This is a genomic window from Neomoorella carbonis (assembly GCF_045278715.1).
GTDB classification, from domain to species: Bacteria; Bacillota; DSM-521; order Neomoorellales; family Neomoorellaceae; genus Neomoorella; species Neomoorella carbonis.
The window spans coordinates 1700405-1720847 of record NZ_CP136420.1; the positions used below are offsets into that span (position 1 = coordinate 1700405).

At 55.1% G+C, this 20443-nt stretch carries 26 protein-coding genes; all 26 read right to left on the minus strand.

Annotated features, from left to right (window positions below):
- Window position 1: 1 nt before the first annotated feature.
- The gene (mobP3, locus tag MCACP_RS08790) at window positions 2–2518 is read right to left on the minus strand and encodes a MobP3 family relaxase (RefSeq protein ID WP_406676414.1); all 2517 of its coding nucleotides are present in this window, start codon (window positions 2516–2518) and stop codon (window positions 2–4) included.
- Complete coding sequence (locus tag MCACP_RS08795) at window positions 2515–3024, minus strand: XF1762 family protein (RefSeq protein ID WP_106005503.1); 510 nt, start codon at window positions 3022–3024, stop codon at window positions 2515–2517. The genes mobP3 and MCACP_RS08795 overlap by 4 nt, the downstream gene beginning before the upstream one ends.
- A gap of 132 nt (window positions 3025–3156) precedes the next feature.
- Window positions 3157–3549, minus strand: coding sequence for a CopG family transcriptional regulator (locus tag MCACP_RS08800; RefSeq protein WP_406676415.1), 393 nt, complete (start codon window positions 3547–3549; stop codon window positions 3157–3159).
- 448 nt (window positions 3550–3997) lie between these two features.
- Window positions 3998–4384: a type II toxin-antitoxin system PemK/MazF family toxin gene (locus tag MCACP_RS08805; RefSeq protein ID WP_406676416.1), complete on the minus strand. Its 387-nt coding sequence runs from the start codon at window positions 4382–4384 to the stop codon at window positions 3998–4000.
- On the minus strand, window positions 4384–4629 hold the full coding sequence (locus MCACP_RS08810; RefSeq protein ID WP_406676417.1) for a hypothetical protein: 246 nt from the start codon (window positions 4627–4629) through the stop codon (window positions 4384–4386). Before MCACP_RS08810 ends, MCACP_RS08805 begins: the two co-directional genes overlap by 1 nt.
- 63 nt (window positions 4630–4692) lie before the next feature.
- Window positions 4693–5034 carry a nucleotidyltransferase domain-containing protein gene (locus MCACP_RS08815; protein WP_406676418.1) on the minus strand — a complete coding sequence of 114 codons (342 nt, stop codon included), beginning with the start codon at window positions 5032–5034 and terminating at the stop codon, window positions 4693–4695.
- Window positions 5001–5447: a HEPN domain-containing protein gene (locus MCACP_RS08820; protein WP_406676419.1), complete on the minus strand. Its 447-nt coding sequence runs from the start codon at window positions 5445–5447 to the stop codon at window positions 5001–5003. Before MCACP_RS08820 ends, MCACP_RS08815 begins: the two co-directional genes overlap by 34 nt.
- Complete coding sequence (locus MCACP_RS08825; protein ID WP_406676420.1) at window positions 5448–6341, minus strand: DUF3854 domain-containing protein; 894 nt, start codon at window positions 6339–6341, stop codon at window positions 5448–5450.
- A gap of 88 nt (window positions 6342–6429) precedes the next feature.
- Window positions 6430–6636 (minus strand): hypothetical protein, encoded by a 207-nt coding sequence (locus MCACP_RS08830; protein WP_054936337.1) that lies wholly within the window; start codon window positions 6634–6636, stop codon window positions 6430–6432.
- A gap of 85 nt (window positions 6637–6721) precedes the next feature.
- Window positions 6722–7561: an ArdC-like ssDNA-binding domain-containing protein gene (locus MCACP_RS08835; RefSeq protein ID WP_406676421.1), complete on the minus strand. Its 840-nt coding sequence runs from the start codon at window positions 7559–7561 to the stop codon at window positions 6722–6724.
- Between the two features lie 516 nt (window positions 7562–8077).
- Entirely contained in the window at window positions 8078–9094 is a 1017-nt protein-coding gene (locus MCACP_RS08840) for a DNA-methyltransferase (RefSeq protein WP_406676422.1), read from the minus strand.
- A 24-nt stretch (window positions 9095–9118) separates the two neighbouring features.
- Window positions 9119–9994: a helix-turn-helix domain-containing protein gene (locus tag MCACP_RS08845; protein ID WP_406676423.1), complete on the minus strand. Its 876-nt coding sequence runs from the start codon at window positions 9992–9994 to the stop codon at window positions 9119–9121.
- Between the two features lie 78 nt (window positions 9995–10072).
- Entirely contained in the window at window positions 10073–10327 is a 255-nt protein-coding gene (locus tag MCACP_RS08850; RefSeq protein WP_011393077.1) for a YgiT-type zinc finger protein, read from the minus strand.
- 5 nt (window positions 10328–10332) lie between these two features.
- On the minus strand, window positions 10333–10638 hold the full coding sequence (locus MCACP_RS08855) for a DUF4258 domain-containing protein (RefSeq protein WP_406676424.1): 306 nt from the start codon (window positions 10636–10638) through the stop codon (window positions 10333–10335).
- Window positions 10639–10659: 21 nt separating this feature from the next.
- A complete protein-coding gene (locus MCACP_RS08860) occupies window positions 10660–11226 on the minus strand; it encodes a 5' nucleotidase, NT5C type (RefSeq protein WP_406676425.1) in 567 nt (188 codons plus the stop codon).
- 361 nt (window positions 11227–11587) lie between these two features.
- The gene (locus MCACP_RS08865) at window positions 11588–12295 is read right to left on the minus strand and encodes an EAL domain-containing protein (RefSeq protein ID WP_406676426.1); all 708 of its coding nucleotides are present in this window, start codon (window positions 12293–12295) and stop codon (window positions 11588–11590) included.
- A gap of 227 nt (window positions 12296–12522) precedes the next feature.
- Window positions 12523–12780: a hypothetical protein gene (locus MCACP_RS08870; protein ID WP_406676427.1), complete on the minus strand. Its 258-nt coding sequence runs from the start codon at window positions 12778–12780 to the stop codon at window positions 12523–12525.
- Between the two features lie 106 nt (window positions 12781–12886).
- Complete coding sequence (locus MCACP_RS08875; protein WP_406676428.1) at window positions 12887–13897, minus strand: hypothetical protein; 1011 nt, start codon at window positions 13895–13897, stop codon at window positions 12887–12889.
- A 114-nt stretch (window positions 13898–14011) separates the two neighbouring features.
- Window positions 14012–16048 carry a hypothetical protein gene (locus tag MCACP_RS08880; RefSeq protein ID WP_406676429.1) on the minus strand — a complete coding sequence of 679 codons (2037 nt, stop codon included), beginning with the start codon at window positions 16046–16048 and terminating at the stop codon, window positions 14012–14014.
- A gap of 208 nt (window positions 16049–16256) precedes the next feature.
- Window positions 16257–16775: a hypothetical protein gene (locus MCACP_RS08885; RefSeq protein WP_406676430.1), complete on the minus strand. Its 519-nt coding sequence runs from the start codon at window positions 16773–16775 to the stop codon at window positions 16257–16259.
- Window positions 16776–17560: 785 nt separating this feature from the next.
- Window positions 17561–18148, minus strand: a complete 588-nt coding sequence (locus tag MCACP_RS08890; protein WP_406676431.1) for a hypothetical protein — start codon at window positions 18146–18148, stop codon at window positions 17561–17563.
- A gap of 313 nt (window positions 18149–18461) precedes the next feature.
- The gene (locus MCACP_RS08895) at window positions 18462–19067 is read right to left on the minus strand and encodes a hypothetical protein (RefSeq protein ID WP_406676432.1); all 606 of its coding nucleotides are present in this window, start codon (window positions 19065–19067) and stop codon (window positions 18462–18464) included.
- A complete protein-coding gene (locus MCACP_RS08900) occupies window positions 19048–19482 on the minus strand; it encodes a hypothetical protein (RefSeq protein ID WP_406676433.1) in 435 nt (144 codons plus the stop codon). Before MCACP_RS08900 ends, MCACP_RS08895 begins: the two co-directional genes overlap by 20 nt.
- A complete protein-coding gene (locus tag MCACP_RS08905; RefSeq protein WP_406676434.1) occupies window positions 19479–19667 on the minus strand; it encodes a hypothetical protein in 189 nt (62 codons plus the stop codon). Before MCACP_RS08905 ends, MCACP_RS08900 begins: the two co-directional genes overlap by 4 nt.
- Before the next feature lie 62 nt (window positions 19668–19729).
- A complete protein-coding gene (locus MCACP_RS08910) occupies window positions 19730–19921 on the minus strand; it encodes a Flp family type IVb pilin (protein WP_406676435.1) in 192 nt (63 codons plus the stop codon).
- Between the two features lie 355 nt (window positions 19922–20276).
- On the minus strand, window positions 20277–20426 hold the full coding sequence (locus MCACP_RS08915; RefSeq protein WP_406676436.1) for a hypothetical protein: 150 nt from the start codon (window positions 20424–20426) through the stop codon (window positions 20277–20279).
- Window positions 20427–20443: the final 17 nt, after the last annotated feature.

Genomic DNA, 20443 nt, shown 5'->3' on the forward strand with positions numbered 1-20443 from the left:
TTCACAACATCCCCATCTCCCTTCCTTCTTCCCTTGCCCGGCGCCGGCGGCGTTCCAGGTCCCTTTCCGCCAAAAGCTGCGCCTGGGCCTCGGCCCGGGTGCGCTCCCTCTCCAGTGCCCGCCAGGCGGCCTTCCAGACGTCATGGGTTATGCCCGTATTCCTCACCATTTGGCGCGGGATATTTACGTCCCAGGGCGACGGCGGGGCCTCGTCTATCCCCAGGTTGGCCATCAACCTGTCCCAGCTCCGTTTGCCCAGCCAGAGGTCATCCTGGCCTATGGTTACCCGGTCCAGGACATCCAGCAGCCTGGCTTCCGTTATCTTCACCCCGGCCCGCCGGCACCAGCCGCGCACCATCTCTTCCCGGTCGGCTTCATCCACCCCCAGGGCTTTCAGGGTTGAGGTCATGGTCACCAGGGTCCAGCGTAATTCCCCGGGGTCCTCCGGCCTGTCGCGGGCTTCCCTGATAGCAATTAAAGCTGAGGTAATGCGCTCTTCCACCAGGCGGACGTTCAATTGCTCCCTTAACTCCTGTTTTTGTTTATCCTCCGGCCCGGGCCTCTTTATGCCGAACCAGGGATAAAGGAGGTCGTGTTCTTCCAGCCCCAGGTTTTCGGTCAGGCGCTGCCAGGCGTCTCTGCTAATGTGCCGGGGAGCGCTCAGGCCCTGTTCTTCGTACTTGCGGGCCAGTTCTTCCATGCGGCTGATCTCGTTGGCTATTACTTCTGCGATCTTATCCTCATTCAACCCGGCCTGCCGGCCGAACCTTACTGCTGCTTCCCGGACTATCTCGGGAGGAGCTTCCAGTCGGGTCATAGCCCGGTAGATGGTGCCTACCGTCCAGTAGATCTCTGCGTAGTCGCCCTTAATTAGGTCTGCTCTGGCCGCCAGGAGTTTTGCCGCGGCTTCCATTTGCCTGCGGGGGTGGAGCACCATTTCTATGTCCGGCACTTCCCGGGGTAGTAGGTCATAGGCCCTGGCCACCGCCTGGTCGGCTATGTATTCTAGGAGGCGAGTGGTCTTGTCCGGGTTGCTATTATTAAGCTCGCCGAACCTCCCCTGTAGCTCTTCCCGGTTAAGGAGCAGCATGGCGAGGTCTCTGGCCTTCTCCTGTAGGTCTTCCGGAAGGTAGGCCAGTCCCGGTTTGCCCTGCTGGTCAGGCATTGCTCCCGCTAGCTCTTTAAGGCGCTCGATTATTTCTTTTTGCAGTTCGTCTTTTAGTTCGGGCTTTATGACCGGGGCTTCCGGTTTTTCTCCGCGGTAGGCCCTGTTTACGCCACGGCATACGCTCCGCCAGAGCCTTTGGGCGCTCTCTTCTGGAGTCACATAAACTATATGTCTTGGTATCAGATGCCTTTCGCTAGCCTGTCCAGTGACCAGGATCAGGGCTTTTTCTTCTGCCGCGGCTTCTTCTACCACCGGGCTGATAGTGGGTTCCAGGCGCTCCAGGTGTTTCTGGATGGCGGCTGCTCCTTTTAAGACTTCCTGGGCCAGTCGGTCGCGGATGTCTTCGTAGGCCTTCCGGGCCGCCTCGTCCAGGGCTCCCGGCTGCATGGTATAATGGCTTGCTAGCTGCCGCGCCAGCTCCCGGTAACGTTCCGTGGACTGTCTAAAGCTAGGTTGTTTTAAGAGCCAATCCGCTGTTTCCCTCGCCTTCTCCTTAACCTCTTCAGGCATGTAGGCCAGGGCGATGCGCCCTTTCCCCGGCATTACTCGCGCCAGGTCCAAAAGCCTCCCACCTAGCTCGTCTTCCCTGCCAGGGGTAAGGACGGGCAGCATCTTCGGATTTGCCCCCGTCAAGGCCCTGGCTTCCAGCCGGGCCATTTGCACCTCGCGCATAAACTCCGTAACTTTCGATATATCGTTGCCTGCCAGCTCCCTGATCGCGTCCCTGATGGCCGTCTTTTCTGCCGTAAGGCGGTCCCTTTCCTCGCGAAAAACCTCCCGGGCAAAGGAACGGAAAACCCCTTTTCTTTCTCCCGGCTCCAGGTAGCCCTGCCTCCTGGCGGCGCCGTGTTCTTCCTCCCAGATAACCACATGGCAATGAGGATGGCCCTCTTTGCGGTGGAATGCCGCTACCCAGCGGGCATGGTCCGGGTCCAGGTGCATGGCCTTGAAGGCGTTGTTAACGCCGTTCTCAATGGAAGCCTGCCACTTTTCCCGCTCCACCAGGCCCAGGCGTTCCGCGTCGTCCTGCCGCAGGGAAACTATCACCCGCCAGACAGGCAGGTTGTGCCTGGCCAGCTTGCTCCCTATCTCCTTCCAGTTGGGAACCGGCTCTCCTTCCGGTCCGAAAAGGCCGGAACTTCCGGGCCTTTCCGCCGCATACTTTACATGTCCAGCAGCGGTGCCCAGTTCGACAGGGAAATCTTCATCCCCGACGCGGTAGGCTTCCGGATCGCCCCGGTCCGCTTCGGGCTTGGTGGCAATATACCGGATATGGTTATAATTACAGGCCATCTTTTTGGTGCCAGGCTGGTAGTACGCCACGTTGACGATGACCACGCTTTTGCTCATCCGTTAACCCCGCCGCCTTCCTCGGGTAAAAGTAAATCTCCTATTGGACCATCAGATACTTCCCACCGTAACTTCTGTTGTAACGGATGCTTGTCTACGCGGGGCCTGCTCGGGCGATTCCAACTCCCGCCTCCAGCCTGTCCCATACAACGCCAACCAGCTGCGCGAAGACTTGTACCCGGCTCAGTAGTAAGAATATATGTTACTAATCGCCGATATCCCATCGCCCGTGTTGCCCGCCATGCCGCTGCATAAAGGGCGGAACAAGCGTTTTTACATCCATCTGTAGCCAGCCGTCTAACTTCCAAAGTCCATCCATCATCAAGTACCCGTGATACTGGCCTCCCTATTATGGCCACACCCCGGATATTGTTTTTCTCATCAGCTACTGCGATAGAAAATTTATGTCCTTTAACTGGTCCATGATGACGATGGTATTGCTTGATAAAAGCGTTAGCCTCATCAAGTGTGCAGGGTACTATTATGAGTTTTGGTTGTCGGTTCATGTTAGCACCACCAATCTAACCCTTCTCTTGTTAGTTAGGAACCGGCTCTCCACCGGATATAGTTATAGTTGTCGCCCACCTTTTTAATCCCGAACTGGTAATAGGCCACGGTGACAACGACCACGTTCTTGCTCATGGTTGGTCAACCTCACTATCATTTTCAGGTAGACGTAGATATTCAACCGCTTTCTTCCTGGCAATATGGTAAATATCGGCAGCGTCGCGTTTGCCCAGGTCATTAAGTACCTGGACATTTAGAAACATGGCGGTGGCCCCTGCCATGGTAGATTTGACCATCAGCTTTGCCAGCCGGTCCACGTCTTTTTTGATGGCCCGGCGTATCGCCTGGTCCAGGGCCTCGCGGCCTTCGATGGCGGCTTCTTCGCTCAAGGCCCGGTTTAAAATTTCCCGCACTAAAACCGCAATTGAAAGTTCACGCCGGATTGCTTCGGCTTTTAATCTGGCGGCCAGGTCATCATCTAACCCGATATCTAATCTGAATTTAAAACGGCTTTGTTTAGGCAACGGCAACACCCCCGGTTAAAAAAATATAGGAATTGCAAGTACCAAAAGGCAAAAAGACGGGGCATGCCCCAAAAACACTGGTTTGGCCCCGGTTTAACCCCCGGTATAAAAAATTAAATGACCACGCGGCTCTGCCGCGTGTGTGGTGGCGCGCCCCCCGGGGCGCTTAACCTGCCTTCAGGACGGCCGGCAAGGTCCGGCCGTCCTGGTGGGCGCCGAAGGCGCTCCCCGGCCTTCAAAAAGGAACGCACCGGCGTTGGCCGTAATGCGGCGCTCCTTCCGTCAAGGTTTGCCTGGCTCTCAGAATCAGGAAGGCCTGCACTGGCAGGCCAACCTTACACCTAGCAAAATAAAAAACACCTAGCAAAATAAAAACACCCGGCAGGTTATAGCCGGGTTGATCAAGCTTGATTGGAGGTTAAACAGTCCAGTGTTGCCCGAAGAATACTTAACCCTGGTCATAAGAAGGTTTTTTCTGAAAGAGTTCACATAAGCTAGATCGGATGGGCTCAAATGTCTTTTCCTCAAAGGTTCCAAGATGTGCCTTTACCCGTCTAACGTCAACGGCCCGCACCTGGTCAATTAAAACTATAGAGGCCTGAGGAATTCCCCCTGCTCCTGGAGGTAAAGGCTGGTATAGATTAGAGTTTTGCTTGGCCCAGGGGCCGCTTCTAGTTGTCAAGGGGACCACAATAACTACGGGATAACGCACAGGGCCTTGAGGCACACCGACAACGACAGCAGGCCTTACTCCTTCCTGTTCATGACCTTTAGGATCATGGACAGGAAGGGCAATCAAAAGAATATCCCCTGCTGCTACAGCCTCAACGGCCATTACTGTTTGCCTCCTTCGACAATCAATCCGATACCTGCCTCATACCGTACCGGTTTCCCTTTAGGCGGTCCCTCTGGACCCCAATCATACGGAGGTAATTCGCCCAATTCAGCTTCCAACCATGCCTGGTCCTCTTTTTTCGATTGGACTAATAAAAACTCCAAAAACCTTTTCACTACAGGAGTCTCTTTCTCTGGCAACGCTTCTATTAGCCGGTATAATTCATCCTTGGCTACGCTCACCATTTATCACCTTCCTTTCGACCGAGATAAATCTATACTCACGATAACTTATAAATATTCCCCCGGTTACAACCGATACTCAATTGTTTCCTGTTGGGTCAAGATATGGCGGATAAAGTTTCCTTCCCGTTTCATTAAGGCTTCAATTTCCTCGGGAGTATAGGCTAATGGTTCTACCGGCTCCATAATGCGGGCAACAGCTTTACCAAGGACCTCCCACCTGTGCCAGGCCGGCATTTTAGAAAAATCACTGGAGATTACTATAAGGTCTATGTCGCTGTTCTCGTTGGCCTCACCCCTTGCATGAGACCCATAAAGGAAAGCTCTGTCTACTTTAATGCCTTGCGAGGTAAGCGCCCGGAGGAAGTCCTTTATTATTTTCTCGACTGCAATTCTATCTTGAGACATTGCATCACTTCCCTGGTGTTATTCAGGTATTCTAAAGCAACTTTCTTGGAATATCTTTTTATAGCCTGGTCCAGGAATTCTGGATACCGGGTCCCAATCGCGGCCGTGTTCAAGATTGAAATGAATTCTTTTTTATCATCGCCCAGGTTAACCTGGGCTAATTTGGCTAGCCTGATAAGGTTGTGAATTTTAGGTGGGATGGTTCCTGTACGCTCCGCTATAACTGCTTTAAGTCCTTTTTCTATTGCCAGGTGGCACATGAATACAGTATAGACATACCTACCGGCTTTGTGCATAGCTTCGGCAGTTTCCAGGTCGTATTCGGCTTGTTTTAGCCATTCTCCTGCCTCCGGGCGCATACAGCTTTTTCCACCTTTCAAATACATAATACCATTTAGTGTCAGGAAAATCAATCAAATAACCCTTATATCTAAGCCGGCTACCAGGGCGTCATCTATCCCTTTTTCCTCTTTTGACCTGGCTTTCCATATCGCTTCCCGTACCGTTATGCCCAGTTTTTTTAATTCTGCCGCCAGCATTCTTTTGCCCCTGGCCACTTCTTTGTTGGTTTCCTGGTCCCGGTCGTAGGCGATAACTACTTCTTTTGCCCCCAGTTCCAGCACCACCGGGACCACCGGTTTCCAGGAGGTGCCGCCCTGGGCGCCTATGACCACCGCGCCGAGGTAGGCCGCGGCAATATCCGCCTTCAACTGCCCCTCGGTAATCCATACCCGGCCGTCCTTTACTTCTAGCGGCCTGGCTACATGGGCGGGAGTGCCGCAGGAGCAGCCGCCCTGGTCACTATGGCCGCTAAACAGCATATATTTCCCGTTTCTAATGTCGTCCATCCGCCGCTGGAGGGCCTGGATCCGGCCTTGGGCATCCCGGATTGGGATAAAGTAACCTGGGGAGGAATTGAACGTCCAGTAACTCCCGCCGTATTTGCTCTTGGCCCGGTAAAACCCGGGGATGCCGGCTAAGTTCAGACCGCTGCGGATTAACTTCTTGCATAATATCCAGGGATTTACATGCTCCGGTATGGATTTATAACCATTCCTCGTGATATCCTCCTCGCTTAAACCGCGGCGCAACAGCTCCTCTTTGTGCCGGGGATACAGTTCCAAGAGCCTTAAAAAATGGCGGTAAACCCTGTCGCGCACTTCTACCGGCGCTGGCTCTACTTCCGGGATTATAAATTCTTCCCATTGCTTGCCGGGAGCGACCATTCCTGGCTGCAGCCGGTGCAGGTGGGCCACCTGACCGTTGCTGAGGATGATATGCTTAAAGGCTCCTTCGCTTACCCGCATGCAGCTACAAAGGTAGCTGTTAAACCCGCACCAGTCAGGATGCCCGCATATTGGGCAGGGCTCGCGCCGCGATGCCTTTCTAAAACCCTCATACTCCAGCACCCTGGCCGCGCCCATTTCTCCTCTCCTCCTTTGTTTTGTCAACCTTTCTGGCTTTAAGGGATGTAACGCCGCACCAGTAGTCTGACGGCTTGATGCCCCACTTCTTGCAGGCCAGGCGCTTTGCCTGGCTGGAATCCCTGGCTTCCACAACCAGTTTTCTCCCGCTCGGCGCCTTGACTTCGTACTGTGGCATTGTTACTGCCTCCTTTTTAGTCCCTGCCTCCCGGGCGGTAGGCTGTTTGCCTGGGAGGCAAGGGTTTGGTCCGGCCTGCTATTTTTTATGCCACCTTATCCGCCGCCATGCCCGCCGCGTTGAATATGCGCTCCAGCACTTCTTCCACTTCGCTTAAGACTGCCATGATTGCCTTCAGGGCCGCCTTCGGGTCCCGGCCGGCGTAATGCTTGATGTACTCCCACCCGTGCCAGAGATATCCTTTCGCCCCGTATAGCTCGCATAAAACGCAGGCCACCGTTTCCGCCACTATCTCCTGGTCCCGATGCTGGCCGCCCTTTAGAGGCCGGATGGTATTATGGACCGCATGGGCCAGTTCGTGGAAAAACACGTCCACGTCATGGGAGTAAAGGATTACCTGCTTCTGCCCCGGCCGGAAAGCACCGGCGGCCTGGCCGGCAAAGGGCTGGTATTTCACCTCTAACCCGAACCGCCTGGCCACTTCATAAAGCGGCGGGAGCTCCGGCGGGGAATAATCAACTTCTGGTAGTGGTTCCCCTTCCGTATCCTCGTACCGGAAGACCGGCACTCCCCGGAACCCGGTTACGATAATTTTTTCCTCCTGTTTTTCTTCCCCGGTTTCCGGGTCAATCACTTTCTGAGTAACCTTCATGGTCAGCGGCGCCAGGATGTAAAAGGCCCTGGCTCCTTTCTTCACCTGCCGGCCGGCTTCCCGCCACTGCTGGTAGCCCCTGGCGTCCTCTGTCCCAGCAATGAGCATCAGCAGCCGGTTGCCCAGGCTCCACTTATCGCTAGGCTTGCCGTATCCCGCCCTGGCGTTGATAAAGGTCCGCGCCGCCTTCTCCGGCAGGTCACCACTCTGAAACATAGCCAGTAAACTATCCACTGCCTGCTTGACCTTGCTTTCCTCCAGTTTTACAGCCATCCGTAACGCCTCCTTATCTTTTTGGCCTTTCGGCCCTTGGCCTTCCGGCCTTAACTGTAAAACTTGCCGCCCCGGCCGCCGTCAAGGCCGCGCCAGCGCCGCTTTAGCGGTGGCCCGCAGGGCCAGCCTTGACGGCAATAGGCCGGGGGCGGCGGTATAATCTAAGGCCGGCCGGAAGGCCTGGAGGCTTAAAAATCAAGGCAGCAGGTGCGCTTAAAAGCGCTCCTGCTGCCTACCCGCTGTCGCCTTTATAATAAGGCCGCCGCGACGTTAGCCCGTAAGGGCGTAAACGTTGCGGCGGCCCCCTATCTTCCCTTATCCCCTTACGCTTTAAAATACCGGCAGGCTGCCCCGTAAGGGTTAACTTTTCTGGATGCAATCTCGCAATGTCCGCGTTTTTTGCCCCAGTAATGCCGGCAGGCAGCGCATACTTTGGCCTCCGGTGCTTGTAAAGCCTTTGCAGTACCCCCGGGTCCAGTTTTTGTGTCCATGTCCCGCCACCTCCATGGGCTTTGATCAAGTAGCAACTGTTTCTAGCCTTTTTCCCCATATCACCTCGTAAGTGTGGGTGGCAAACAACTCCTGCACCTCAAACTGCATCCTCTTGACCGCCATTTTGAGATAGGCGGGGTTCAGGTCAATATAAATGCTGTTTCTCCCCAGCTGCTTTGCCGCCAGGGATGTGGTCCCGGACCCGCCAAAGGGATCCAGGACCGTGCCTCCAGGGGGACAACCTGCTAAGATACACGGTTTGATCAGGTCGAGAGGATAAACAGCAAAGTGGGCTTCCGGAAAAGGTTTGGTCGGTACAATCCACACTGAACGTTTATTGCGCTTTTCCCTGGGTTGATACCGGGCATTGAAGCCGGTATAACGACGGTTACCTGTTTCAACTTGTGTCCTGCGGCCGTTGTGGGGAATGCCTATCACCGCCGCCGAACCCCGCGGGCTGTCGGGATCCCCGCTGACGGCATCTTCCTGGATCGCCTGGTAGTCGTAGTAATACCTTTCGGATTTGCTCAGGAGGAAGAGGTATTCGTGGGCCTTGGTAGGCCTGTCAACCACGCTCTCGGGCATGGCGTTGGGCTTGTACCAGATAATATCGCTGCGGAGGTACCACCCGGCATTGCGTAGGGCAAAGGCCACCGCCCAGGGAATACCTACCAGGTCTTTGTTTTTCAGACCCGGAACCCTGCCCCGGTTGGCCTGCATATGATAGAGACGGCGCCCGGTCCCCTTCTGGCGCCTCTTTTCGTCCCACTTTCCCTCTTTGCCCGGGCTGGCGTAGCAGTCGCCCAGGTTTAACCAAAGAGACCCGTCGGGCCGGAGCACCCGCCTGACCTCGGAAAAAATAACTACCAGCCTGGCAATATATTTTTCCGGGGTTTCTTCCCCTCCCACCTGGCCCTCCATCCCATAATCGCGCAGTCCCCAGTAGGGCGGGGAGGTAACGCAACAGTTGACGCTTTCTGCCGGCAGCCCTTTAAGGACCTCCAGGGCATCACCAAGGTAAAACTTGTGATGGGTATTCATCCTCCTTACACCTCCCGCCATAAATTAGACTAATCGGTATAATTCCCGGTACTTGTCATGCTCTTTGCCGGGTCCCGGCGGTCTAGGCAACTTCCCTTTTCCTTTCCTGGTCGGCTTCGGCCCCGGCAAATACCGATAGTCCTCCCGGCAGGCCTCCAGCAGCCAGCCCACCGTATTGGCTTTTTCTTTGCCGCTCTCAAGCATCTTGATTTTCTGCTCCACGTATTCCGGCGGGTAACTTGCAAGCTCGTTAAGTGCGCCTTCAGGCAGTGGGTACCCTGCGGTTTTTATAAATAACTCTTGTATTTTGACTTTGGCATCCGTTTCCGGGACCGCCGGGCTTTCCGGCGGCTCTTGGCATCCGACGGGAATTTCTGGCTTTTTCTCGGTTCCCTCGGCATTTGCGGGGATAACCTCCAGCCCCCCAGTTCCGGAACCTCCAGCCGTCCCAGCCGGGTTTTGACCGGGGGCCACCTTTACAACAACAACATATTCTTCATCTGAGTATTCTTTATGCACAAGCTGGTGTGAATCAAGATGCACAAGTCCTTGTGCATCCGGATGCACACCTACGTGTGCATCCTTTATTTTCAAGGCTTGAGAGGGATCATGCAGGTAATATATGTTCGTCTGGTTTAACCCCCGCCGCTTCCAGCTTACTAAACCGGCGGTCCTAAGTTCTTTCAGGTATTTCTCTATTGTGTTCCTATGGCAGCCGGCAATCTGGGCCAACCGCTCATGCCCTGGCCAGCACTCATTTTCTTGCCAGGCAAAGGATAAAAGAATGATATAAAGCCATCGCGCCCCTATTGAGAGGGAAGAATCGTATAAAACTGCATTGGGCGCCGAAGTAAAGCCCTTCTTGAGTACGGGACTGTCGATTATTAGGGTCTTTTCCAAAGTGCCCCCTCCTTTTCCGCTGCCTGCAATAAAAAAGCCGGTGGTTTTTAGGCCACCGGCAAGGAGGAGGCTGCCTTCTTAAGCTTGAGCAATATGGCGGAAAGGCAATACCGGCACATTAATTTGTTTAATTGGCTTGATATCCGAATCCAATAGAACATCGATATCCTTGGAAGTCCTGGCGGAAATTAATTGTTCGCCGCAGTCTTTACAAACCTGGGCCGGTACTCCTTCTATCACGATTAGCCGGCCTTTATAACGAAAATCAAGCTGGATTAGCTTCTCTTCTAGCGTTCCGCCGCATACCGGGCAAATACTTTGGTCGTTCTTCATGGCGTTTACTCCTTTCGCCTAACTTTGTAATCTATCCACTTTTTCTCATCCGGAAGGTAGAGGGTGATAATATCGCTTATGGGCGCCAAACTGCAAACTACATGTAACGGCAGGCCGGAAAGTGTGCGACCGTAAATAAGGCAACTGGGAAAAGGTTTGTCGTCGGGATATTCTTCGATTATTTCGCCATTCAGGATTGCGGCTTCCATATCGTTTGTAGTAATGCTCCGTTCCTTGGAACGAATTGCAGCATGGACTGTTAAACGGTATTGCCCCTTTCTTATTTTGTCCCGGATTTTCTCTATATCCAAGGTTTTCGCCCACGTTATAAGTTATAGTACCATACGGAATTGACGGAAACAATCTATGTAACCCACAATCTCTCTCCACGAGGTAAAAGCCTTAATTCCGCGCCCTTTAGTATTCAGGTTATAAGGCCACGCCGGAACTAATACCCTTCCAACCGCCTTTTGTAATTGAAGCACCTCTGCCGGGTCATCCTCAAAAACCAGGTCAATACTGTAATAAAGCGCAAATAACTTTTTGTGTCCCCTGGGCAGGAAGACAATAGAACCGCGCGGGAAGCCATGGGTAGCAAGCCACTCACGGGTTAAATCGATTGCCAGGACTGGCCTGCTTGTCAAATACACGATTTCATGCCCCAACTTCGCAAGAATATCCAGCGCTTCCACCGCTCCGGGAAGAGGTTTCGCCCTGGCCAGCAGCGTTAGCCCCTCTGGGGTAGAGAAAAAGCCTGCCGACAGTTCAGGAAAAGGATATACCTCCAGGGATACATCATAGCATCTCAAAATTTCTGCGTTGACATTGGCTATGGTGTTGCAAATATCAACCCCTATCCTCATCCTGCCCAGCCCTTCCATCCATTTACTTGCCAACATTTTGATCGCCTCCCTGTTTGTTATCCGGCCTTCGGCCCCTGGCCTTCCGGCCTTAACTGTAAAATTTGCCGCCCGGCCGGGAGGCAAGGGCGGCCGCAGGGCCGGGCCGAGGAATAAATGGAGGGGACCCGCGAAGCGATGCGTAGCGGGGCGGAGGCCGTTTATGCCGCAGGCCGGACCCTTGCCGGCTAAGGCCGGGCGGCGGTATAATCTAAGGCCGGCCGGAAGGCCAAAAGGCTAAAATCAGGGCAGCAGGTGCGCGCAAGCCGCTCCTGCTGCCCACCGCTGTTGCTTTATAATAGGGCCGCCGCTACGTTAGCCCGTAAGGGCGTAAACGCTGCGGCGGCCCCACGGTTCACCGTCAAACCCAGGCGGCCATAACGCAAACCTTTCCCCAGCCAGGTTGTGGTTTACCTAAAAGATAGCCCTGGCCGTACTCTACGCCCAGGTGCCTTAATGTTTTTAACTCGCCCGGCTTTTCGATACCCTCAGCAATTACCTCTGCCCCCAGGTAACGGCATACCTCCAGGGCCTGGGCCAGCAGCAGGCGGTAGGAAGCGTTGCAGTCGCAACCCCTCACCAGTGAACGGTCTATTTTTACAAAATCAGGCCGCAGGTGCAGGGCCGCCCGCAGCTGGCCTATATCCGCCCCAACGTCGTCTATAGCTATCCTGGCGCCCTTCCCGCGCCAGGCACTCAAGGCGCCCGTTAATTGCTGTATATCCCTGCAGCCATACTCGGTTAACTCGATGACAAGCCGTGGGTTCGCATAGGCGCCAGCATCAATATCAACCAGCCCTGCCGCCGTTACGTTAACGCTTAAGTACCCCTCCGGCGGGTAGCTGCCGGCCAGGGCGGCCAGAAAGCAGGCCGTATCCAGCTCGCGTAATAGCCCCCAGGCCGCCGCGCTCTTAAAGAGCCGCCCAGGTTTCGCCAGTACCCCCTCACCCCTTACCAGGGCCTCATATCCCCATAGCCGCCCTGACGTAAGATTCACTACCGGCTGGTAATAGACCCGTATCCTGCCAGGATTTTTTATTACCGCTTCGATCTCGCTTTTTTTGAGCAATGTGATCACCTTCTTTCCGCCAGGGGCTGTACAGTTTCCGTTCGCCGGCAAAGTATTCTTCTACCTTCTCAATCTGGGCGGGACCAATATAGTAAACCGTCACGGGCGGCTGCCCAGGCGGCTTTAAAACAATAATTTCGCTCTCAGGTATAAGGACCAATTCTGATACCTGCACATGAACAGGTACAAACGGGTTCTTCTCCCCCACCTCTGGCCACCACCTCTCTTTAAAAATCAAAAACCCCCGCCAGGGTTTCCCGGAATTTGATAGGGTCAATTTTCTTCCCTTCCCCATTGCCAGCGCCTGAAGCAGGAGGAACAGCCCCCCGCTCTTCCAGTTTGGCCAACCTTTCTTCTATGGCCGCCAGGCGCATCCCCAGGTCCAGCCATTCCCGAGCAACTTTCGGCCTTATACGGGGCGGGTACCGGAATACGGGATGTTCTGACGGCAACCGCAAATCAAGGCGCTTCAAGGTTTCAGGCACGTTTTTTCACCTCGTTTGCCGCAAATAACTTATATTACACCCTATAAACCCAACCGATGCGGCAAAATCTCTTAAAAAACACTAGTTATAAAAGTAATTGCAAGGCTTAAGCCTTTCCGCCGACCATCTCATAATAACCCTGGGCGTTGGCGAACATGGGATCATTAGCCACCCGCGCCCCCGGTAAGGCCTGCAGAAGTTCTTCTCCAAACAGGCAGGCCCCACCGCCGGCAAGAAGCGTCATGGCCACAAAGCCGGCCCGGCCGCCCCAGGCGGCTAGCACCCCCTGGGCGATAGCCTGGGCGACATCGCGCCTGGCTTTCAATAACGCTTTCTCAAGATTTATATCCTTGCCTTCATAGTGAATAGGTCGTCCCATCAGGGCGTCTTCAACAACCTCCTGGTACATGGCCGGGGCCAGGGGGGCGCCCGTCTGGAGCTGGAACTCGGCCGCCAGGGCGCGGTGCAGGAGGTTCACGCCAGCCTCCAGGCTACCGCAGGCCTCCGGCAGGGGACGGGGGACACCATCACCCCGGTCTTCAAAGAGCAGGTGGTCGGTGGTGTATGTTCCTACATCGACCACTCCCAGATAACCATTCCCGGGCAGGACTACATCCCCCGCCAGCACCACGCCCGCCCCCTGGGGGAATACCAACACCTTGCCGAAGCTAATATGCCTCTCTTCCCCACCGTCCACGCTTACCCAGGCCGCCAGGCCTTCCAGACGCTTCTTCAAAGCGTCCTTCTGGGCGCGGAAATAGGCCAGGGGCAACCCCACCGCCAGGTCAACCTGTTTGGGAAATGGTCCTTTATCCCCGGCGCCCGCCAGGTAGGCGGCCGCCAGCAGCATCAGGTCATGGAGGGCTGCAGGTTTCTCCCGGCTTAAGGTGGCAGTGGCCGCCAGGGATCGCAGGGCCGCCTCGCCAACAAGCTTTTCCTCTACCTCCCCGTTAGCCTTCCGCACCCGTACCCTGTGGCCCGTCCCATCGTAAAACAAGCCACTTAGGGGGTCCTCAATATAAGGCGCCACTACTGAGGGGAAGGAAACCCTGGTCACCGGCGAAACGGCCTTGACGAAACCGTAGCCCACGTCTACACCTACGGCCTTAACAGCCATAATTGCTGGTTGGGGATTAGTTTGAATTGCAAGCATCATATCACGCTCCTTTAAATTATCTAAGGGCCTCCTGAAATAAAGAAACCGGGAACTCGATATCCCGGCTTGAAAATTTTAACCCGTATCTCTTCCCTGCAAGACTACGAACCAATCATTGTAAACAGTTCCTTCGGTCACCACAACGCCGTCGGCGTAAGGCGGCGCGTCCAGGGCCGCGCTCCCTGCCGCGCCCGTGCCGGAGAGCCGCATCGTGACCACCGTCCCTTCAGGCGTAACCTCCAGGCTTGGGTCGGTCCAGAACTCCACCTGCCAGGTCTTGTTGGCGCCGTTGACAGTCGTGGCTACCGGCCCGGACCCTATCGTGGCCTGCTGCCCTGCCCCGTAGGGGAAGACCGCCGTGACGGTATCCAGAGGGCCTATGCTATCCACCAGCAGGGTGACCTTGGCCCCGGCCTTCACCTTCGGAAGCTGGGCGGCTGTCATCCCCTGAGTTATGAGGATATGAGTCGCGGAGTTGGCCGGGTCAGGGGCTGCCTGGTCCGGCGGCGGGCTGGCTATCCCGGCCACCCGGGGGCGCTCGAAAGCGACCACGCAGAAGTCGGCCCAGGCAGACCAGTCGGAATCTACTCCCGCCTGGTCCCACACCTTCACCCTCACCTTAAAGCGGTAGTCGCCGGATGCCCACAGCGGTCCGGGTACGTCCGGCGCCCCGCTGGTGGGAACAGTATACTGGGTACTGCTCCCCATAACTTTGCCGGTGTCCAGCACCGGCTGCAGGTCGGAAGCCCGGACAATCTGTAGCTGGTAGGCGCTCTGACTGTCGCCGGGGTCGGGATCAGAGAAGGTCCAGCTCAAAGTGGGTGTTGTGGTGGTGTAACACGTCCCCTGGGTGTCGATCACCGGCGGGTAGGGGTTTGCGTCCGTGTCCCAGACTACGGCTGCTCCGTTAAAAGCTACTATTTTGGGAGTTACGTTCGGGTCGGAAGTCGCCAGGTCGGCCCTCCACTTTACGGCCCGGCCTGAAGTTAGCTTTGCCCACAGCCTGGTGTCGCTTGAGGCCGGGCTCACGGCCTGGCTGTCGCCTATGGCCGTCCAGGTGGCGCCGTTGTCGGTAGTGACTTCAGCTACCGGGCCGGATGGCGTGCCCCTCACCCGCCAGACTTTAGCCCAGGTACTGCCGTCGGCGGTCAACGAGAAGGTTATTGACGTCTTATCGGGTACGATCACGTAGGCCCGCACCCGTACGTAATCCACGCTGTTGCCCGGGTCTTTCGCTTGCGATACCACCATCGCCGAAGGGGCGTAGCTGCCCAGGTTGGAGAGGCCGGCCACGGTAACGGACATATTAGGGTTATGCACTAACTGGGTGCCGTCCCACGAGTAATACATCACCTGGTCGCCGTCGATGATTATTCGGTCGAAAGTCCCCGGCCGCACGGCCACACAGACGGGGTTATTGAGCCCCGAAGTCACCGAAAGCGCGGCGTTGTAGCGAAAAGCAGAACCGTCAAAGGAAAAGTGCTTTACCTGTTTGCCGTCCACCACTACCAGGTCTTGTGCCCCAGCAGCAGCTATAGCCACGGGAGAAGAAAGGCCAGTCACGGCCAGGGCGGGGTTTTCGGCCAGACTTGAGCCGGTGAAATTGAAGTACCTTACCTGGTTGCTGTCCAGGACGGCCATATCGTAGCTCCCGGCTGCCAGGGCAAAATCAATGGGGTTAGTCAACCCCGCAGGCTCCAGGTATGGCACCTCCACCATGCCCGAGCCCGTGAACATGAAATCTTTGACCGACTTCCCCACCAAGCCCGCCACTTCTCCTTCACGGACGCCCACAGCCATCGCCCCGGCCAGACCGGCCACCGAAAGGGCCGGGTTCTCGACCATGGAAGTGCCGGTGAAGGAATAGTGGTAAAGCTTATCCCTGGTGGCCACAATCACGTCAGGGTAAGTATCCCCCGCGGCAACAGCCAGAGGGTTGGAAGACAGGGGCACGTCAAGGATAGGGTTCTCCACCATTTTCGTGCCGTCGAAGCTGAAATGGATGACTTTCCCGGGCGCCATCACCACGTAGTCCGGCCCACCGTCAGGCCAGAAGGAAGCCGCGTGGGCATTATATCTGGGAAGGCGGATCTCGTGCAGGGTAGTGTCCACGACGGCCGTAGTAGCAGAGCTGTCAATAGTGGTGGGAGTATCGGTATCCGTTATCCCATACTGCCAGGTGGCTGCGACTGCCGGTCCTGCCCTAAGAAACAGGACGCCGGCCAGGACGGCCAGGATGAGACAAATTTTCCGCGTTGAAAATCACCCCCTCCAACCAAAAGAAAAACCCCGGCACTGGCCGGGGCAAAAGCCAGAAAGATTACACGCGGAAGGCGGTCATGGTAGCCTGGGAACTGTTTCCCGCCGCGTCCTTCACCTCTACGGTGATCGTGTGCGCCCCTGTTGAAGAAAGGGTCACCGGGATGGCGTTCTGGGGGATGTTGTACCACCCCGTCCAGGTTCCCCCGTCAACCTGGGCGCGGGCCTGGAGCTGCCCGGTCCTGTTGTCGGTGGCCTGCACGACAACGTAGAAGGTCCCGGTGCTGGTGCAGGTGGCCCCATTCTGGCCAGCCACTTTCTGGATGGTAGGCGGGGTAGTATCTGTACCGCCCTGGGCGGCCTGGTAAGCCCAGTAGGCGGCGGACTGGCCGTTATAAATGGTCTGAGCGGCGGCGGTATTGGCGGCATTATAAGCGTTCTGGGCGTTTGTCGCGGCGATGTCAGCGCTGGACTTGGCTTGCTGGGCGTAAGTGGCTGCATTGGAAGCATTCGTTGCTGCTGTCTGAGCATAAGAAATTATCGAGTTGACTGTTTCTTGATCTGCGGCATTGGTCCCCAATGTGCAATTAAGTGTAGCCTCCCACCCAGAATTCAAAGTAGTGGAACCAGAGCCACTCCACGATGCGCCTGCTCTCTCGCTGCCGCTATAAGTGACATCTACTTTGACAAGATACTTTCCGTTGTTTATCGCGGGAAGGGTGAGAGTGTGGGTTCCCAGGTTTATCCTATAACCTGAACCTGAGTATGTTACGGAGGGGTAAGTGTACGAAACCGACACCCGAGAATTATCTTGATACGTGCCAGTTAGTGTGACTTTTATAGTAGCGGATTTATTTATTACGGATATATCTTTAGTAGATTGCGTTGCTTCAAAGTAAGCATTGAAGGTAAAACTGTTTGCCAGGATTACCATCCCATCCGGGGAAGAATAACTTTTAGACCCTGACCAATAAAAGCCAGCAGAATAACCACTATAATTTGATGAAATTGTCACTGAGTCAGTGATACAATCTAAATTAATAGTTACCCCTTCTGCGGGCACCCACCCCAAAGCGTACAGTGGGTTGATTACCAGCAATAAGAAAACTAATAAAGTGACGGTAAGCAGTTTTTTCATTAAGAAACCCTCCTTTCAATTAATAAAAACAATCAAATTCCCGACTTTACAGGCTCCATAGGTCTTTTTAATCGGGCTTTTCATTTGCAATACCTCCTCTGCGCCGATCCACCTCTCTCAATAAAAGAAAAACCCCAGCGGTGCTGGGGCAAAGCAACTAAATCTTAAAGATCGTCGTGCTCGCTAAAGCCACATTCCCCGCCTGGTCTTTCACGTTAACATTGGCCCTATTGCCCTAGAACATTCTGTATACCTACAATCCTCCACCCCTGCGCCGTTCGATAAAAAACAGCCGCTACGCCAATTTTTTTCTCCCCCGCGTGATAGTCACACCGGGCAACGAGCAGCTTCCCGTCCCGCGCCAGAGGCGTCAGAGAAACCTCGCTCACAGCTTCCAGGAGCTTGCCCTTACTTAGCACATCCCCGGCCGCCAGGTGTTCTTTCAAAGCCGGTCCCGCCAGCCACTGGTCCGCCTCTTTATAGCGCCCCGCGGCCAGGTCGTCCAGGTAGCCGACAAAAACCTCCTTTGCCGCTTCCACGTCTCCAGCCCTGCCCAAAACTAAGCTCCAACCGGACAGGTCAGGCGCACCTTCACGAAAAGAAACAACCTTCCAGCCCCCAGCTTCCTTCATAACGTCAAGCTCGTACCACCCCACGTCAGCCGTGCCATCCTTAAGCGTCAACTCCACTGTAGCTTTGACTCTGGCCCAATCGCGCCCCAGGGCCTGGAGGGAAGTAGAAATCTCGTCCACCCGGGCGACTAGATTTTTGCCTTCTAGCTTCCCGGCGGCCTCCGCCGCGCGTCCTTCAGACACTCCCCTGGCCGCAGCCAAATCACCTGTCGCCATCGCTTGCAGGTAAGAACGGGCAGCTTGTTCAACAGACCGTTCTTCGCTTGAAAATCGCCACTGCCAAATAAAATAGACTGCCAAACCTATAACCGTAACCACTAAAAGAGCGTAAAAAGTTTCAACGTAAATTACTCCCTTCTTATCGCGCAGAAAACGAAACACGCTCAATTACGGCAACCCTCCCCTCAGGAATATCAGAGCACCAACGCCAGTCAAAAGCATTATAATTCCTGTCGCCAGATAAAAAGGCCGCCTCATTGCGGCTTACCTCCCTTACTTACTTCTTGACTATCCTGGCCGCTGCCCACCGGGTGGTATCGGCGTCTGATCCCATCACGCCTTTAGCCCTGGACGTGACCACGGCGACCACGCCAGGCATCTCCAGGGTGGTAACCCTGGCCCCGGCGCCCCCGGGGACCACATCATTCTTGCTAACCGCAAAGCCCTGCGGGAATCCCGTACCGGCCAGGTCTTCCACCACAAGGCTCGTCCCGTCGAATATATACTTTTTTCCTGCCGGGGCATAACGTTCGTCACCGTTATAGACCACCAAAACATAGCCAGGTGGCCATGCCATCCCGGAACCCTGTAAAGGCGCCAGGGTGACCGGGTCCAGCCCGAGATTCCGGGCCAGAACCGACACGAAAACCATGTCGGCCATGTCAGGGTCTATCCTGGGATCGCCTTCGGCCTGGCTCCTCTCCACCACACAGGATGCCGCCGCCCGGGCCGCTTCCGCAACCGCCTGGCCCAGATCAGCGTAAGATTCGGTCACAAACCGGCTGTACTGCGCCGTCCCAGCTATGAGGAAGGCCAGCATGGGCAGGAGGATGATCAAAAAAACGCTCACAAAACCCCTCTCGTCACGGGTTAACCCTTTCACTGTAGGTCTTCCCCCCTACCTTGACCTGCACGCCCAGGGGCGGCGACCCGTTGATGAGCAGCCCCATTATGAACGGCTTCTGGTCAAAAGAAGCCGTCACCTGAAGGGTTATCTCCGAAGCCGACGGGTCAAGGTTGTTCCGCAGCACCCGGGCGTCTCCCATAGACTCGCGCGGCCCCTGGATGGAGGTTACCGTCAACCCCACTCCCTTAAAAGCGTTCACCATAGCCGCTTCATCCGCAGTCGTAAGATAACCCTCCAGGCGCATCCTGTCCAGGTAATAATTGAGCAGCTGCTCGGCCCGCAGATGTTTCACCTGCACCAGGTACAGGTCCAGGCTCCCGAAGACCATAAAAGCTAGCAGGCTGAAGACAATAAGCAGCTCTATAATGAGAAACCCCCGCGTGTCCCTCAAAAGCCGGAGCCCATGATGTCCGTCGATTTTTGGACCGCGCCCTGGTAGAGGGACCGGATTTCCGGCAGGAGTATGGCCACCACAGAGGCCGCCGTTACCGCCAGGGCGGCCGCCATGATCAACGCTTCGGCCAAACCGTAACCCTCTTCCCCGCAGAGCTTTCTCCATAGCTTTGTCAGCCACATAAAAGCACCTCCCATAAAAAAGTAAAGGCGGGGGTTTTAGCCCCGCCTTCTCAACCTCAACACTACTGAACGGTCCAGGAGTCCACTATGCCCTGCACCTTGTTGCCTACATCAGTGGCCGCATTGTTGAGTCCCAACTTCATGGTACCAAGAACGAAAGTGGCTATCACGCCAAGGACACCTACGATCACCAGGAGCTCGGCCATTTCATACCCTTTCTCGTCGCGCCAGATCTTTTTCAGCAAGGACAGCATAAAAATACCTCCTTTTTTTGTTGTTAACGCTTACCCCTAAACCTTCAACACCGCCATGCACAATTGCGTAAAACCTTGAAGCCGCGGGCACATCCCCCCTTTCCGCAGTCAAAACAAACAACGAGTCATAAAAGCCCCGACTTCCACCAGATAACAAGGCAGGATATTATAAATACCAAAGTTGTAGTCATGATTAAAATATCTTCAATACTTCCGCGTTCGTTGATGATTAACTTCCAGAGAAATTTTCCCATTGCATATCAACCTACCCAAAAGGTGAAAATTACTTCTGTAGACAAAAAAGCCTCCTCACGAAGTTACGAATGGATGCTATTCCTACATCGCCAGGCAAGCGCTACTTTACATGCAGCGCAAGCCTAACAATCATATTGACCAACATCATCACGGCGAAAATAAATACCGCTTCCCCAAAAAGCGTCTCGTCAAAGATAAAACCTGCTACCCATTGCACCCTCCGAAAAAGCCATAACAAAAACGGCTTCATGAAAATCAGCCTCCTCA